Raw genomic sequence first — 16,161 nt, forward strand, 5'->3', positions numbered from 1 at the left:
TCCTGACCGGTCAGACCACTCGGGTGCCGCGCCGCCAGACGCCGGTGACCAGGGGCACGCCCGGGCGGTAGGCCAGGTGGACGTGGCTCGGGGCGTCGAGGAGGGCCAGGTCGGCGTAGGCGCCCGGGGTGAGGCGGCCGATGTCGGTGCGGCGCAGGGCGGCGGCCCCGCCTGCCGTGGCGGACCAGACCGCCTCGTCCGGTGTCATCCCCATGTCCCGTACCGCGAGGGCGATGCAGAAGGGGACGGAGGAGGTGAAGGACGAGCCGGGGTTGCAGTCGGTGGACAGCGCGACCGTGACGCCCGCGTCCAGCAGCCGGCGGGCGTTCGGCCACTCGGCCCGGGTGGAGAACTCCGCGCCGGGCAGGAGTGTGGCGACGGTGCGGCTGTTGGCCAGCGCGTCGACGTCGTCGTCCGTCAGGTGGGTGCAGTGGTCGGCGGAAGCGGCGTCGAGTTCGACGGCGAGCTGGACCCCCGGGCCGTACGAGAGCTGGTTGGCGTGGATGCGCGGGTGCAGGCCCTTCGCCTTGCCCGCGGTGAGGATCGCGCGGGCCTGGTCGCCGTCGAAGGCGCCCTTCTCGCAGAAGACGTCGATCCAACGGGCGTACGGGGCGCAGGCGTCCAGCATCTCGCCGGTGACCAGGGCGACATAGGCGGCCGGGTCGTCGGCGTAGTCGGGGGAGACGATGTGGGCGCCGAGGTAGGTGACCTCGTCGGTGTGGGCGGCGGCGATCCGCAGGGCGCGGGCCTCGTCCTCGACGGTCAGGCCGTAGCCGGACTTCGTCTCGAAGGTGGTGGTGCCCTGGCGGAGTGCCTCGTCGAGGTAACGGGTGAGGTTGGCCTCGAGTTCCTCGTCGCTCGCGGCGCGGGTGGCGGCGACGGTGGTCCGGATGCCGCCCGCGCTGTACGGCCGCCCCGACATCCGGGCGTTGAACTCCTGCGTCCGGTCGCCCGCGAAGACCAGGTGGGAGTGGGAGTCGACGAAGCCCGGGATGACCGCCCGGCCGCCGACGTCGACCCGATTGTCAGTGGCGGGTGCTTTGCTTTGATCACCGGTCCACGCGACGCGGTCGCCTTCGATGACGACGGCCGCGTCCTGGATCAGTCCGAGGGGGGAATTGTCACCGAGGGAGGGGTCGTTGGTGACCAGGGCGGCGATGTTGGTGATGAGCGTGCTGGCGGTGCTCGCGGAGTGGGCGGGGCTGACGGTCGTCGCGTTGCTCATGGCGTCCTTGGTGGCCTGGTCGGCGGTGGGGTCGGGTTCGGGTGCGGAGGCGGAGGCGGGCCGCGCGGGCAGGCGGCCCGGGGTCATCCGCGCAGGGCTGCGACGGCGTCCGCGAGGGCTCGCGGCACATCCGGTACGAGGGTGTGGACCCCGTCCCGAACGACGTGCCGGCCTCCCACGACCGTATGCGACACGTCTGCTGCCGACGCGGCGAATACGGCCGTCTCGGCCCCGAGCCGCGGAAGCGGCCCTGCCGTCCTGACCGAGTCGAGCGCGATCGTCGTGAAGTCGGCGAGCGCGCCGGGCTCCAGGGTGCCGGCGTCCGCCCAGCCGAGGGCGGCGTGCCCGTCGGCGGTGGCGGCGCGCAGCAGCGCCGCGGCGGTCCAGTGGCCGCGGGTGCGGGTGCGCAGCCGCTCGTTCAGCTCCATCGCCCGCGCCTCCTCCAGCAGATCGATGACGGCGTGGCTGTCGGAGCCGAGGGAGAGGGGGGAGCCCGCCCGCTGGAGGGCGGCGGCGGGGCCGATGCCGTCCGCGAGGTCCCGTTCGGTCGTCGGGCACATGCAGGTGCCGGTGCCGGAGCCGCCGAGCAGGGCGATGTCCTCGTCGGTGAGGTGCGTGTTGTGGACGCCGGTGGTGCGCGGTCCGAGCACGCCGTGGTCGGCGAGCAGCCGGGTCGGGGTGCACCCGTGGGCGGCCTGGCAGGCGTCGTTCTCGGCGGTCTGCTCCGACAGGTGCACATGCAGCGGGGCCCGCCGCTCCTCGGCCCACCGCGCCACGGTGGCGAGTTCGCCCGCGGGCACGGCCCGCACGGAGTGGATGGCCGCTCCGATCCGCGCGTGATCCCGTTCCTTGAGAACTGAACAGCGTTCGGCCCAGGCCTCCGCCGTGCCGTCGGAGAAGCGGAGCTGGTGGGTGTTCGGGGCCTCGCCGAAGCCGGAGGAGAGATAGCAGGTGTCGAGGAGGGTGATGCGGATACCGGCCTCGGCGGCGGCCTCGATCAGGGCCTCGCCCATGGCGTTGGGGTCGGCGTAGCGGGTGCCGCCGGGGGCGTGGTGGAGGTAGTGGAACTCGCCTACGGCGGTGATGCCGGCGAGGGCCATCTCGGCGTACGCCGCGCGCGCGAGGGCGTGGTAGCTCTCCGGGGTGAGCCGGTCGGCCGTGGCGTACATGACCTCGCGCCAGGTCCAGAAGGTGCCGCTGCCGACCTGGACGGTGCCGCGCAGGGCGCGGTGGAAGGCGTGGCTGTGCGCGTTGGCGAGGCCGGGGAGGGTGAGGCCCCGCAGCACCTCCGCACGGGGCGGCGGGGTGTCGACACCGGTCCGCACGGCGGTGATCCGCCCGTCACCGGTCTCCAGGGCGACGCCCGGCTCGACATGCGTGCCGAGCCAGGCGTGCTCCAGCCAGTAGGTCGCCTTGGTCACGTGCAGGCCAGTCCTTCCAGTACGTCGGCGAGGGCGAGCACCCCGGCCGCGCAGTCGTCCTCGGCCGCGAACTCGGCCGGGGAGTGCGAGACGCCGGTGGGGTTGCGCACGAACAGCATGGCGGTCGGGACGGTCCCGGAGAGGATCCCGGCGTCGTGTCCGGCACCGGTGCCGAGGACGGGCACCTTCAGGTCGGTGTACTTGCCGAGGATGCGGGCGAGTTCGTCGCGCAGGGCGTGGTCGAACTCGACGACGGGCGTGAAGGACTCGCGAACGACGTCGAGGTCGATGCCGTGGGCCGCCGCGTACTCCCGGGCCGCCCCCTCGATCCCGCCGACCACGCGGTCGAGGCCGGCCTGGTCCTCGGCGCGGGAGTCCAGCCAGCCGCGCACCAGCGAGGGGATCGCGTTGACACCGTTCGGCTCCACGGCGATCTTCCCGAAGGTGGCGACGGCCCCGGCGAGCTGCGCCTCGCGGCGGGCCGCCAGCACGGTCTCGGCGTACGACAGCATCGGGTCACGCCGGTCGACGAGCCGGGTCGTCCCCGCGTGGTTGGCCTCACCGCGGAAGTCGAACCGCCAGCGGCCGTGCGGCCAGATGGCGCTGGCGATGCCGACGGCGTCCCCGGTCAGATCCAGCGCCCGGCCCTGTTCCACGTGCAGTTCGACGAACGCGCCGATACGGCCCAGCCGCTCGGGGTCGGGCCCGATGGCATCGGGGTCGTACCCGGCGGCCTCCATGGCCTGCGGAAGGGTGACCCCCTCGCCGTCGGTGAGGCGGTGCGCCTGCTCGACGGTGAGCTGTCCGGCGGCGAGCCGGGAGCCGACACAGGCGAGCCCGAAGCGGGCGCCTTCCTCGTCGCCGAAGTTGACGATGGCGAGCGGCTTGGTCAGCCGTGCGTTCCGGCTGCGCAGCTCGTCGAGCGCGGCGAAGGAGGACACGACGCCGAGAGGCCCGTCGAAGGCGCCGCCGTCGGGCACCGAGTCGAGATGCGACCCGGTGACGACGGCGTCCCCGGCGGCCGGATCCCCGAGCCACGCCCACTGGTTGCCGTTCCGGTCGACTTCGTAGGCCAGCCCACGGGCCCGGGCCTGGCCCTCGAACCAGGCCCGGCACTCGGCATCGGCGGCCGTCCAGGCGAACCGCCGGTAGCCGCCCGAATCGGGGTGCCGGCCGATGGGGAGCAGCTCGCGCCACATCTCGTGGAAGGAGGAACCGCCCCCAGGCTGTGGGCGGCTGCTCACAGCCGCACCAGTAGCCGGCGGCGATGTGCCCGCCCGCACCGGAGAGTTGCCGTCCGTCACGCCGTTTCACCCTCACGCATCGGCACCCGCACACCCCGCTGCTCCGCCACGGACTCCGCGATGTCGTACCCGGCGTCCACGTGCCGGATGACGCCCATGCCCGGGTCGTTCGTCAGCACCCGGCGGATCTTCTCCCCGGCGAGCGCCGTACCGTCGGCGACGGTCACCTGCCCCGCGTGGATGGACCGCCCCATGCCCACCCCACCACCGTGGTGCAGAGAAACCCAGGACGCGCCCGAGGCCACGTTGACCATGGCGTTCAGCAGCGGCCAGTCGGCGATCGCGTCGGACCCGTCCAGCATCGCCTCGGTCTCGCGGTACGGCGAGGCGACGGATCCGCAGTCGAGGTGGTCGCGGCCGATGACGACCGGCGCGGCCAGCTCACCGCTCGCCACCATGTCGTTGAACCGCTCGCCGGCCTTGTCCCGCTCGCCGTAGCCGAGCCAGCAGATACGGGCGGGCAGGCCCTGGAAGTGGACCCGCTCCCCGGCCATCTTGATCCAGCGGGCGAGGGACTCGTTCTCGGGGAACAGCTCCAGGATCGCCTTGTCGGTCTTGGCGATGTCGGCCGGGTCACCCGACAGGGCCGCCCAGCGGAACGGGCCCTTGCCCTCGCAGAACAGCGGGCGGATGTAGGCGGGGACGAAGCCGGGGAAGGCGAAGGCCCGGTCGTATCCGGCGAGCTGGGCCTCGCCGCGGATGGAGTTGCCGTAGTCGAACACCTCGGCGCCGGCGTCCATGAAGCCGACCATGGCCTCGACGTGCCGGGCCATGGACTCGCGGGCCCGGGTGGTGAATCCTGCCGGGTCCTTCGCGGCGTAGGAGGCCATCTCCTCGAAGGGAAGGCCGACCGGCAGGTAGGACAGCGGGTCGTGGGCGGAGGTCTGGTCGGTGACGATGTCGATCGGCGCGCCCATGGCGAGCAGCTGCGGCACCAGCTCGGCGGCGTTGCCGAGGACGCCGATGGACAGCGGGCGGCGGGCGTCGCGCGCCTCGACGGCCAGCTGCAGCGCGTGGTCCAGGCTGTCGGCCTTGACGTCGAGATACCGGTGCTCGATGCGGCGCTCGATGGCGCGGGGGTCGCAGTCGACGCAGATGGCGACGCCGTCGTTCATCGTGACGGCGAGCGGCTGGGCGCCGCCCATGCCGCCGAGGCCGGCCGTCAACGTGATGGTTCCGGCCAGCGAGCCGCCGAACTTCTTCGCGGCGACGGCGGCGAAGGTCTCGTAGGTGCCCTGGAGGATGCCCTGGGTGCCGATGTAGATCCAGGAGCCGGCGGTCATCTGGCCGTACATGGTCAGGCCGAGGGCCTCCAGGCGGCGGAACTCCTCCCAGTTGGCCCAGTCGCCGACGAGGTTGGAGTTGGCGATGAGGACGCGCGGCGCCCATTCGTGGGTCTGCATGACGCCGACGGGCCGGCCGGACTGGACGAGCATCGTCTCGTCCTGCTTCAGGCCCTTCAGCGTGCGCACCATCGCGTCGAAGGAGCGCCAGTCGCGGGCGGCCTTGCCGGTGCCGCCGTAGACGACGAGCTTGTCGGGGTGCTCGGCGACCTCGGGGTCCAGGTTGTTCTGCAGCATCCGCAGGGCGGCTTCCTGCTGCCATCCCAGGGCGCTCAGTTCCGTGCCACGGGGTGCTCGGACGGGGCGGGGTCCTGACATGGCGTGCCTCCTGACGGACGACGATCATTGTTTCTACGGCTATTCACATCCTGGACCTCTGAATAGAACTAGTCAATACACCGGTGCGCCAGCGCGGGCGCGCCGCGGATGTTTGGCTGGATGCAGGGCCCGGTACAGGGGCCGGGCGACGACATGACGGGGGTTGTTGTGGTCGACACGAGTGACGACAGGGCCGACGACAGGGCCGGGCGAGGCGCCGCCGAGCGGGCGGCCCGCCGGGACGAGGCCGTCCGCGCGGCCGTGGAGCAGGGTCTGCTGGGCCCCGCCACGCCCCTCGTCGGGCTGCTCGACGTCACCGGGATCCGGGAGTCGGCCGCCGAGCTGCGGGCCGCGTTCGACGCGGTGACGGCGCCGGGCACGCCGGTGCTGCACGCCTTCGCGGTGAAGGCGACCCCGCTGGTGCCGGTGCTGCGGCTGCTGCACGAGGAGGGGATCGGCGCGGAGGTGGCGAGCCCCGGCGAGCTGGCCCTGGCCCGGGCGGCGGGCCTGCCGCCGGAGCGGACGGTGCTGGACTCCCCCGCCAAGACCCCGGCGGAGCTGCGGGAGGCGCTGGCGCTGGGCATCGCCGTCAACGCGGACAACCCGCAGGAGCTGGCCCGCCTCGACGCCCTGATGGCGTCCGCGCCCAGCCGCTCGCCCCTGGGGCTCCGGGTGAACCCGCAGGTCGGCGGCGGTTCCATCGAGGCCCTGTCCACGGCGACGGCCACGTCGAAGTTCGGTGTGGCGCTGCGCGACGAGGGGGCCCGGGACTGGGTGATCCAGGCGTACGCCGACCGGCCCTGGCTCACCCGGCTGCACGCGCACACCGGCTCGCAGGGCATTCCCCTGTCGCTGATGGCCCGGGGCGTCGCCGAGGTGCACGCGCTCGCCGAGGAGATCAACCGGCGGATCGGGCGCCCGCAGATCGACACCATCGACATCGGCGGCGGCCTGCCGGTGAACTTCGCCTCGGACGAGACGAGTCCGACGTACGCGCAGTACGCACGGCTGCTGCGCGAGGCGGTCCCCGCGCTCTTCGCCGGCCGCTACGGCCTGGTCACCGAGTTCGGCCGCTCCCTGCTGGCCAAGCACGGCACGGTGGTGGCGCGGGTCGAGTACACCAAGTCGGCGGGCGGGCGCCCGGTGGCGGTGACGCACGCGGGCGTCCAGGTGGCCACCCGTACGGTTTACGCCCCCGCCGCGTGGCCGCTGCGGATCACCGCCTACGACGCGAAGGGCCGCCCGAAGGAGGGCCCCGAGACGGTGCAGGACATCGCGGGCCCCGCCTGCTTCGCCGGCGACCTGCTCGCCGAGGCCCGCGCCCTGCCCCTGCTCGAACCCGGGGACTACGCGGCGGCCCTGGACACCGGCGCCTACTACTTCGCGCACCACTACGCCTACAACTCGCTGGCCCGCCCCGGCATATACGGCTTCGCGCCCGACGGCGCCGGGGGCGTGGCCTTCGCGACCGTCCGCGAGCCGCAGACGCTCCAGGAGATCGTGGCCGAGTCCGGAGGGGCGCGGGCCGACGCGCTCACCACCCTGCGCGAGCCGGGGCGCCGCTGACGTACGCGGGGTGGCTCACCGCCTGAAGTGCCACACAGGGCCCACGCCGGGATGATCCGAACGACAGGCCCTGGGCGGTCGGGTCAGACCAGCGCCGCGGTGCGGCGGCGCGCCCCGCCCGGGGCCGCGTCGCCCGCCGCGATGCCGGTGCCGCGGTACGCCTTGACCGCCTTGCCGGCCGGGCGTCCGCCGTGCGCGGTGAGCCAGTCCACCCGCACCCACAGCAGCTCCTCCTGCGCCCGCTCCCGGCGGCCGAGCCACGCCGCCTTCAGCCGCAGACCGGCCCCGCACCCGGCGAGCAGCAGCCCGCCGGCCACCGGTACCGCGACGTTGCTCGCCAGCGCGGCGAGAAACCCGAGCAGCAGCCACCAGCGGTGCCCGCGCCGCCAGGTCCGGACCGTCACGGCGCGGTCCTGCAGGACGTCGTACTTCCCCGCCCGGGCCGCCCCGCGAGCGAGCGCGGCATAGCGCCGGCGGCGTGACCAGGCCACCGCCGCGGCACCCACGACGAACAGCGCGGCACCGGCGTACACCCCGATCCGCCGGCCCGTCAGACCGGGGATCAGCAGGCCGATCCCGGCCGCGCAGACGCCCAGCCACCACAGCGGCGCGGCGCCCGCCCGTACGACGACGGCCACCCGAGCCAGTCCCTGACCTCCACGTGCCACGTTCCGCCTCCTCGTCGTCCGGCACTGTCACTGTCACTGTGCTGACGGCCCGGCAGGTTAGCGGCGGAACCTGAGACAAATCTGAGAACGCGCCGTGGCGGCTCGCGGCCCGGCCCTACTCCACGAACAGCCCCCGTGCCGCCGCGCGCGCGTCGAACTCCTCCAGCCGCGCCTGGGCATCGGGCAGGTCGTCGCACATCGCCTCCAGCAGCACCCGCCCGAGCAGCATCGGCGCGCAGGCGGTGTCGAAGGCGAGGCCGGTGCCGACGGCGGCGGGCAGCAGCAGGTCGGAGACCTTGGCGACCGGGGCGAACGCGGAGTCGGCGACCGTCACCACGGTCAGGCCCGCCTCCCTGGCGTAGCCGAGGGTGTCCACGACCTCGCGGGGGTGGCGGGGCAGCGCGAAGCAGAGCAGGGCCGTGGCGCCCGCGCGGACGGCGCCGTCGATCCGGTCGTGGATCATCGTGCCGCCCTCGTTGAGCAGCCGTACGTCCGGATGGACCTTGGCGGCGAAGTAGGCGAAGCCGTGCGCCTGGGCGGCGGCGGCCCGCAGCCCGAGGACCGGCAGGGGGCGGCTGGCGGCCAGGATCCGGCCCGCGCGCTGCACCGGCCGCGGATCGGCCAGCGCCTCGGCGAGGTGCCTGAGGTTCTCGATCTCGGCCTCGACGGCCTGCTGGTACTCGTTGAACGCCCCGGCGTCCGCGGGCTGCTCGGCGGGCGCGACCTCGCGCAGATGGCGGCGCAGCGCCGGATAGCCGTCGAAGCCGAGGGCGACGGCGAAGCGGGTCACGGACGGCTGGCTGACCCCGGCCAGCTCGGCCAGTTCCACACTGGACAGGAACGGCACGTCGGCGGCGCGGCGCACCATGCTGTGTGCGATCCGGCGCTGGGTCGGCGTGAGCCGGTGCCCCTCGAAGAGCGCCTGCAGTCGTGCGGCAGGGCTGTCGGTCGGGCTCATGCCGTGCTCCCCCTTGTCACCAGGTCCGGCACCACCGGGTCCGTCTATTCAGGTTACGGAAACTCTGCATGCTCCTATGCAGCCGGGCAACAGGGGGGCTGTCCCCCGGCGGGACGACGACTCCGCCTGGGAGGACTGGGAGGACTGTAAGGACCGGGACCGGAGCCCGGGAAGAGATGTGCGCGGGGACCGCCGCACCCCCGTTTCCGGGGGGCGGGACGACGGCGGTCCCCGCGAGGGACGCGGGCCGGGTCAGGCCGGGCTGGCGCGTCCGTGGCGTCCATGGAGGTCCGGGAGCCGCTCCGGAGGTCCTTGGCGCCGCTGGTTGCCGGTCGGAGCGGGGAGCCGCTCCCGCCCCTGCCGACACCCACCACTGTGCCGGTCCCGTGTTAAGCGGGTGCTGCGCGAACGTGACACCCTCGTACCACTTCCGCGCAGCCGAAACCCCCTCAAGTCACCGCGAGTTCGCCGCGGTCACCGGCGGTTCACCGCGGCTTCGCCGCGACTTCCCCTCGGCTACTTCGCGTTCTTGGCGAGGAAGGCCAGCAGGTCCTGACGGCTGACCACACCGGTCGGCTTGCCCTCGACGAGCACGATCGCGGCATCCGCCTGGCCCAGCACGTTCATCAGGTCGCCGACCGGCTCCCCGGAGCCGACCTGCGGCAGCGGCGCGGACATGTGCTTCTCCAGCGGGTCGTCGAGGGAGGCCCGCTTGGCGAACAGCGCGTCCAGCAGCTCCCGTTCGACGATGGAGCCGACGACCTCGGCGGCCATCACGTCCGGGTGACCGGCGCCCGGCTTCACCACCGGCATCTGCGAGACGCCGTACTCGCGCAGCACCTCGATGGCCTGACCCACCGTCTCGTCCGGGTGCATGTGGACCAGCGACGGCATGGCACCGTGCTCCTTGTCCTCCAGCACGTCGGCGACACGGGCGCTCGGGCCGGCGTCCTCCAGGAAGCCGTAGTCGGCCATCCACTCGTCGTTGAAGATCTTGCTGAGGTAGCCGCGGCCGCTGTCCGGGAGCAGCACGACCACCACGTCGTCCTCGGTCAGCCGCTCGGCGACGCGCAGCGCGGCCACCACCGCCATGCCGCAGGAGCCGCCCACCAGCAGGCCCTCCTCCTTGGCGAGGCGGCGGGTCATCTGGAAGGAGTCCTTGTCGGAGACGGCGACGATCTCGTCGGCGACGGTCCGGTCGTAGGCGGTCGGCCAGAAGTCCTCACCGACGCCCTCGACGAGGTACGGCCGGCCGGAGCCACCGGAGTACACGGACCCCTCCGGGTCGGCACCGATCACCTTCACCCTGCCGTCACTGGCCTCCTTCAGATAGCGGCCGGTGCCGGAGATGGTCCCGCCGGTCCCGACACCGGCGACGAAGTGGGTGATCTTCCCCTCCGTCTGCTCCCACAGCTCGGGGCCGGTCGAGTGGTAGTGGGAGAGCGGGTTGTTCGGGTTGGAGTACTGGTCCGGCTTCCAGGCGCCCGGCGTCTCGCGGACGAGGCGGTCGGAGACGTTGTAGTAGGAGTCCGGGTGCTCGGGGGCCACCGCGGTCGGGCACACGACCACCTCGGCCCCGTACGCGCGCAGCACATTGATCTTGTCGGTGGACACCTTGTCCGGGCAGACGAAGATGCACTTGTAGCCCTTCTGCTGGGCCACGATCGCCAGCCCGACACCCGTGTTGCCACTGGTCGGCTCGACGATCGTCCCGCCGGGCTTGAGCTCGCCGCTCTGCTCGGCCGCCTCGATCATGCGCAGGGCGATGCGGTCCTTCACGGAGCCGCCCGGGTTGAAGTACTCCACCTTGGCCAGGACGGTCGCCTTGATGCCCTTGGTCACGCTGTTGAGCCGCACCAGCGGGGTGTTGCCGACGAGGCTGATCATCGAGTCGTGGAACTGCACCGTTGTCTCCGGTTGCTGCAAAAGAAGTGGTCGTGGTGCCGCCAGCCTACGGCTCGGGGGCGTCGTTCACTCACTGTTGCGATTGGCGGACGGCCGGTACGGGGCAAGGAGTGGATGTACGGCTACGAGGAGGTGGCGGCGACGCATGACCAGCATGTCGAGGGCGAGGGTGGCCCGGCGCATCGCGGCCGGCGCGGCGTACGGCGGCGGCGGCATCGGCCTGGCCGGCGCGGCGGTCGTCGGGCTGCTGCTGGCCGAGGCGCAGCTGGCCAGACGCCAGGTGCTGGCCAACGGCTCCTCCCCGTACGTACCGAAGGCGGACGGGCTGTACGGCGGCGGCTACGCCACCCCGGCCGAGGAACCCCTCCGGCTGACCCTGCTGGGCGACTCCACCGCGGCCGGGCAGGGCGTGCACCGGGCCGGGCAGACCCCCGGCGCGCTGCTGGCGTCCGGGCTCGCGGCGGTCGCGGAACGGCCGGTGGAGCTGCGCAACGTGGCGGTGCCGGGCGCGATGTCGGACGACCTCGACCGCCAGGTGGCGCTGGTCCTCTCGGGTCCTGGCCCGGCGCCCGACGTGTGCGTGATCATGGTCGGCGCGAACGACGTCACCAACCGGATGCCGCCCACCCGCTCGGTGCGCCATCTGGCGGGGGCGGTACGGCGGCTGCGCACGGCCGGCGCGGAGGTGGTCGTCGGCACCTGCCCCGACCTGGGCACCATCGAGCCGGTGCAGCAGCCGCTGCGCTGGCTGGCCCGCCGGGTCTCGCGCCAGCTGGCGGCGGCGCAGACCATCGGCGTGGTCGAGCAGGGCGGCCGTACGGTCTCGCTCGGTGATCTGCTGGGCCCCGAGTTCGCGGCGAACCCTCGGGAGCTGTTCGGCCCCGACAGCTACCACCCCTCGGCGGAGGGGTACGCCACCGCCGCCATGGCGGTGCTGCCGACGGTCTGCGCCGCGCTGGGTCTGTGGCCGGCCGAGGAGGAGCGCCCGGACGTCTCCCGCCGCGAGGGCTTCCTGCCGGTGGCCCGCGCCGCCGCCGAGGCGGCCTCCGAGGCGGGCACCGAGGTCACGGCCGCGATGCCGACCGGCCCGCGCGGGCCCTGGGCCCTGCTGAAGCGCCGACGCCGGCGGCGGGTACCGGAGCCGGAGCCCGCGGAGGCCGCCGGTTCGGAGAGCCAAGCAAGCGCTTAGAAAGTTGCGGCCCATGTCACACCGCCGACAGCGTGACCTCCCCCATACGTACGGGTAACTTCCCAACCAGCCCTGCCCACATCCCTGTACCGCCATGGAGCCGTGATGCCCGAAGCCGTGATCGTCTCTGCCGCCCGCTCCCCCATCGGCCGCGCCTTCAAGGGCTCCCTCAAGGACCTGCGCCCCGACGACCTCACCGCCACGATCATCCAGGCCGCGCTCGCCAAGGTCCCCGAGCTGGACCCGAAGGACATCGACGACCTGATGCTCGGCTGCGGTCTGCCCGGCGGCGAGCAGGGCCACAACCTGGGCCGGATCGTCGCCGTCCAGATGGGCATGGACCACCTGCCGGGCTGCACCGTCACCCGCTACTGCTCCTCCTCCCTCCAGACCTCCCGGATGGCCCTGCACGCCATCAAGGCCGGCGAGGGCGACGTCTTCATCTCCGCGGGCGTCGAGATGGTCAGCCGCAGCGTCAAGGGCACCTCCGACGGCCTGCCCGACACCCAGAACCCGCTCTTCGCCGACGCCGTGGCCCGCACCGCCGCCGTCGCCGAGTCCGAGGGCGCGACCTGGCACGACCCGCGCGAGGACGGCCTGCTGCCCGACCCGTACATCGCCATGGGCCAGACCGCCGAGAACCTGGCCCGCCACTGGGGCGTCAGCCGCCAGGAGATGGACGAGTTCGGCGTCCGCTCGCAGAACCTCGCCGAGGAAGCCATCAAGGCGGGCTTCTGGGAGCGCGAGATCACCCCGGTCACGCTGCCCGACGGCACGGTCGTCTCCAAGGACGACGGCCCGCGCGCCGGCGTCACCATGGAGGCCGTCTCCGGCCTCAAGCCGGTCTTCCGCCCCGACGGCCTGGTCACCGCCGGCAACTGCTGCCCGCTCAACGACGGCGCCGCGGCCCTGATCATCATGTCGGACACCAAGGCCCGCGAGCTCGGCCTGACCCCGCTGGCCCGGATCGTCTCCACCGGCGTCTCCGGCCTCTCCCCCGAGATCATGGGCTACGGCCCGGTCGAGGCGTCCAAGCAGGCCCTGGCCCGCGCCGGCCTGACCATCGACGACATCGACCTGGTCGAGATCAACGAGGCGTTCGCCGCCCAGGTGATCCCCTCCTACCGGGACCTGAACATCCCGCTGGAGAAGCTGAACGTCAACGGCGGCGCCATCGCCGTCGGCCACCCCTTCGGCATGACCGGCGCCCGCATCACCGGCACGCTCATCAACTCCCTCCAGTGGCACGACAAGCAGTTCGGCCTGGAGACCATGTGCGTCGGCGGCGGCCAGGGCATGGCGATGGTCATCGAGCGCCTGAGCTGACCCGCCCTGGGTGACCACCCGGACACCCGCTGTCACCTGACGGCCCGGAACCCGAGAACCACCAGGGTTCTGGGCCGTTTTGTGATCCAATCTCCCCCAGGATGTGACCTATCTCCCTCGACACAGGGAACTTCGCAGGTCAGAGCAGCACCATCAGACTCCCCGAACCCAAAGTCCTGTCCGTTTCGTGACGTTACGCACTGACAGCTGGTTAGTTCACCCATCAAGCTGATGTAGGAAGTCGGGGGTCGACTTTGAACCGGGAGTACGTCAGTGAGCGCCATGCCGATCGCCCTGCTGGTCACCACGGCCGCCACCGGTGCCGTGGGCGTCGCCGTCCTGCGCACCCTCCTGCAGCTGCGCCGCCAGGTCGCGGCCCTGCACACCGAACTGGCCGAGGCCCGCGCGGCCCGCGTCCACGTCCCCGCCGCGCGCACCACCGCGGACACGGACGAGATACGCGCCGCGGTGGCCGACGCCCTGGCCGAGGAGCGCGAGCGGGAGCTGGCCGAGGCCCGCGCCTTCTGGGCCGCCCAGGAGGCCCGTGACGTCTCCGACGCGCCCTCGCTGCTCTCTCTCGCCGACAGCGACCTCTTCCTGCCGCGCCAGGCCGATTTCGTGGGCCTGGAGCCGGTCGCCGAGCCCGACGAGTACCCCGGCGACTCCCCCGAGCTGGCCGCCGCCCGCCGCCGCCACCCCTCCCACCCGGACTTCGTCCCCGTCGCGTCACCCGTCGTGAACGACCACGAGCGCACCGTCGCGACCCTGGAGGAACTGGCCGCCGCCCGCACGGAACTCACCGACGTCCGCCCGGGCCCGCTCGGCACCCTCGACGTCTACGTCTTCGCCGACGGCACCACCCTCTGCATGACCCCGGGCCACCGCGAGACGGCCGAACGCCTCGCCGCCGCCCTCCAGGCCGGCGAGACCCCGATCCTCCTCGGCGGCTCCGGCATCTCCGGCGCGTACACCCTCACGTTCGAGTGCGGCGAGGAGAACGTCTACATCCTGGCGGACAGGGTCATAGCGAGCCTGTAAGGGCTCTTGGGTCCATACAAAGGAACAGCGCGGGTGACTCCCAAAAGGGGCGCGGGGAACTGCGCGAGAACCACCCCGGACCCGCACCCGCCACCGAACCTCAGACCCCCGCCTTCTTCTGCGCCTCCTCCACCAACCGCACCGCCTCAGCGACCTCAGCGTCACTCCGCAACACGACCGCCAGGTCATGCGCGGCGACACTCACCTGATCCGCCGCCGCGAACATCCCCGCGTCCGGCATCACCCGAGGCTCCTCCCCCGGCGCCTCGAGAACCTGCGCCCACCGAGCCAACTCCCTGGCCAGCGCCAGCGCCTCCGCGGCAGCGCCCCGCTGCAAACGGCTCTGCGGCGCAGCCCTCAATCGATCGGCGAAGTGATCCACCGCACGGGTCAAAGGTGTCGTATCAACCACGCCGCGACCCTACGCCCCGCACCGGGACTGTTGCCAACGGGCGAACGCTCAGGCACGGTGACCTGAAGGACCGGCTTACATCCCCTTGCGTATGGAGGCGCCGATGTCCCAAGTCTTCTCCGAGGAGACCCACCGCAATCTGCTCGCCCGCATCCCCCACTGCACCGGTCGTGAAGTCTCCGACTGGCTGCGCACCGTAGAAGAAGGCCCCGCGCTCCGCTTCGAGGAGAAGGTCAGCTGGCTGCGCCACGAGTACGACCTCGCGTATGGCCACGCCAAGGCACTCATCCACGAGTACGACCTGAGGAGGGCCGCGCGCCGGTTCTGAGCGCGAAGACGCAAGGGCCCCGGGAGAACCCGGGGCCCTTCGTCATGTCACTGCCTGCCGGCTACGGCCGATCAGTCGTCGACCGATCAGTCGTCACCCGAGAAGATGGCGACCAGCCGCAGCATCTCGATGTAGATCCAGACCAGGGTCATGGTCAGACCGAAGGCGGCCAGCCAGGACTCCTCGCGCGGCGCGCCGTAGGCGATGCCGTCCTGGATCTGCTTGAAGTCGAGGGTCAGGAAGAACGCGCCGAGCACGATCGCGATGATGCCGACGATGGCACCGAGCGGGCCCATGCTGCGCAGACCGCCGTCCTCGGCGACACCGAAGACGACCAGCAGCAGGTTGACGGCCATGACCAGGATGAACGCCAGGGCGATCGCCATGCCGATACGGGCGTAGCGGGCGGTCACGCGGACCCAGCCGGCCTTGTAGATCAGCAGGGTGGCGGCGGAGACCGCCATGGTGCCGAGCACCGCCTGGAAGGGCGCGCCGGACCACCGGCTGTTGAACATCTCGCTGATCACGCCGAGGAAGACGCCCTCGAAGGCGGCGTACGCCAGGATCAGCGCGGGGGACGCGGTGCGCTTGAACGACTGGACCATCGCCAGGACGAAGGCGATCAGCGCGGCGCCGATCGCCAGGCCGTAGCTGGACGACGAGACCGGCAGCAGCGCCCAGGCGAGGACGGCGCCGACGACGACGGTGCCGAGCGTCATGGCCGAGCGCATGACGACGTCGTCCATCGTCATCCGGTTGCCGGTGGCCGGGGCCTGCGGCGGGGCGCCGTACTGCACGTCCTGCGCGTACGGGTTCTGGGCGTAAGGGTTCTGCGCGTACGGGTTGCCGCCGGCGCCGGGCTGCGCGTACGGGTTACCCGTGGCGTACGGGTTGCCCTGCGTGCCTACAGCTGCGCCCCCGGCCTGCGGCGCGGTGTTGAAGCCCGCGTAGCCGTTGTCGCGGCTGAACCCCCGTCGCGAGAAGACCGGGTTGCTGCTCCTCATTTCACTCCTCCATGGCCACCCTGCGTAGCCTTGGCTCAAGAGTAATAGACAGGCAAAGGAATGACCCTAGTGCTTGGGGAGGATCTTTCCCCCCACGTCTGCGCAACACGCTACGCGGCCGGGTGATTCCCGGCACGTGAGGGACCGAACCGTGGC

General features: G+C 72.4%; 14 protein-coding genes. 5 read left to right on the forward strand and 9 right to left on the reverse strand.

Going from position 1 to position 16,161, the window contains the following annotated elements:
• Positions 1-10 precede the first annotated feature (10 nt).
• From hutI to hutU, 4 genes are all read right to left on the reverse strand, one after another.
• Positions 11-1,312, reverse strand: a complete 1,302-nt coding sequence (hutI, locus tag ACZ42A_RS10775; protein WP_468526829.1) for an imidazolonepropionase — start codon at positions 1,310-1,312, stop codon at positions 11-13.
• Positions 1,309-2,646, reverse strand: a complete 1,338-nt coding sequence (locus ACZ42A_RS10780; protein WP_468526830.1) for a formimidoylglutamate deiminase — start codon at positions 2,644-2,646, stop codon at positions 1,309-1,311. The genes hutI and ACZ42A_RS10780 overlap by 4 nt, the downstream gene beginning before the upstream one ends.
• Positions 2,643-3,845 carry an allantoate amidohydrolase gene (locus tag ACZ42A_RS10785; RefSeq protein WP_468527279.1) on the reverse strand — a complete coding sequence of 401 codons (1,203 nt, stop codon included), beginning with the start codon at positions 3,843-3,845 and terminating at the stop codon, positions 2,643-2,645. The genes ACZ42A_RS10780 and ACZ42A_RS10785 overlap by 4 nt, the downstream gene beginning before the upstream one ends.
• Positions 3,846-3,946: 101 nt before the next feature.
• On the reverse strand, positions 3,947-5,611 hold the full coding sequence (hutU, locus tag ACZ42A_RS10790) for a urocanate hydratase (RefSeq protein WP_468526831.1): 1,665 nt from the start codon (positions 5,609-5,611) through the stop codon (positions 3,947-3,949).
• Positions 5,612-5,731: 120 nt separating this feature from the next.
• Between hutU and ACZ42A_RS10795 the strand changes: the two genes are divergently transcribed.
• Entirely contained in the window at positions 5,732-7,177 is a 1,446-nt protein-coding gene (locus tag ACZ42A_RS10795; protein WP_468526832.1) for a diaminopimelate decarboxylase, read from the forward strand.
• Between the two features lie 83 nt (positions 7,178-7,260).
• On the opposite strand, the gene ACZ42A_RS10800 is transcribed toward ACZ42A_RS10795, so the two are convergent.
• The 3 genes from ACZ42A_RS10800 to ACZ42A_RS10810 form a co-directional block, all read right to left on the reverse strand.
• Positions 7,261-7,845, reverse strand: coding sequence for a hypothetical protein (locus tag ACZ42A_RS10800; protein ID WP_468526833.1), 585 nt, complete (start codon positions 7,843-7,845; stop codon positions 7,261-7,263).
• A 115-nt stretch (positions 7,846-7,960) separates the two neighbouring features.
• The gene (locus tag ACZ42A_RS10805) at positions 7,961-8,803 is read right to left on the reverse strand and encodes a MurR/RpiR family transcriptional regulator (protein ID WP_468526834.1); all 843 of its coding nucleotides are present in this window, start codon (positions 8,801-8,803) and stop codon (positions 7,961-7,963) included.
• A gap of 516 nt (positions 8,804-9,319) precedes the next feature.
• Positions 9,320-10,708 (reverse strand): cystathionine beta-synthase, encoded by a 1,389-nt coding sequence (locus ACZ42A_RS10810; protein ID WP_468526835.1) that lies wholly within the window; start codon positions 10,706-10,708, stop codon positions 9,320-9,322.
• 145 nt (positions 10,709-10,853) lie between these two features.
• Here ACZ42A_RS10810 and ACZ42A_RS10815 point away from each other — a divergent pair, with 145 nt between their 5' ends.
• The 3 genes from ACZ42A_RS10815 (at position 10,854) to ACZ42A_RS10825 (ending at position 14,261) form a co-directional block, all read left to right on the forward strand.
• On the forward strand, positions 10,854-11,897 hold the full coding sequence (locus ACZ42A_RS10815; protein WP_468526836.1) for an SGNH/GDSL hydrolase family protein: 1,044 nt from the start codon (positions 10,854-10,856) through the stop codon (positions 11,895-11,897).
• Positions 11,898-12,002: 105 nt separating this feature from the next.
• Entirely contained in the window at positions 12,003-13,223 is a 1,221-nt protein-coding gene (locus ACZ42A_RS10820) for an acetyl-CoA C-acetyltransferase (protein ID WP_468526837.1), read from the forward strand.
• A 273-nt stretch (positions 13,224-13,496) separates the two neighbouring features.
• On the forward strand, positions 13,497-14,261 hold the full coding sequence (locus ACZ42A_RS10825; protein WP_468526838.1) for a hypothetical protein: 765 nt from the start codon (positions 13,497-13,499) through the stop codon (positions 14,259-14,261).
• 100 nt (positions 14,262-14,361) lie between these two features.
• On the opposite strand, the gene ACZ42A_RS10830 is transcribed toward ACZ42A_RS10825, so the two are convergent.
• The gene (locus tag ACZ42A_RS10830; protein ID WP_468526839.1) at positions 14,362-14,673 is read right to left on the reverse strand and encodes a hypothetical protein; all 312 of its coding nucleotides are present in this window, start codon (positions 14,671-14,673) and stop codon (positions 14,362-14,364) included.
• A gap of 103 nt (positions 14,674-14,776) precedes the next feature.
• On the opposite strand from ACZ42A_RS10830, the gene ACZ42A_RS10835 reads away from it, so the two are divergent.
• Complete coding sequence (locus ACZ42A_RS10835; protein WP_468526840.1) at positions 14,777-15,001, forward strand: DUF4287 domain-containing protein; 225 nt, start codon at positions 14,777-14,779, stop codon at positions 14,999-15,001.
• Positions 15,002-15,087: 86 nt separating this feature from the next.
• On the opposite strand, the gene ACZ42A_RS10840 is transcribed toward ACZ42A_RS10835, so the two are convergent.
• Positions 15,088-16,005 carry a Bax inhibitor-1/YccA family protein gene (locus tag ACZ42A_RS10840; protein WP_468526841.1) on the reverse strand — a complete coding sequence of 306 codons (918 nt, stop codon included), beginning with the start codon at positions 16,003-16,005 and terminating at the stop codon, positions 15,088-15,090.
• Positions 16,006-16,161 lie beyond the last annotated feature (156 nt).

It is taken from the genome of Streptomyces sp. NPDC030838 (genome assembly GCF_055572035.1).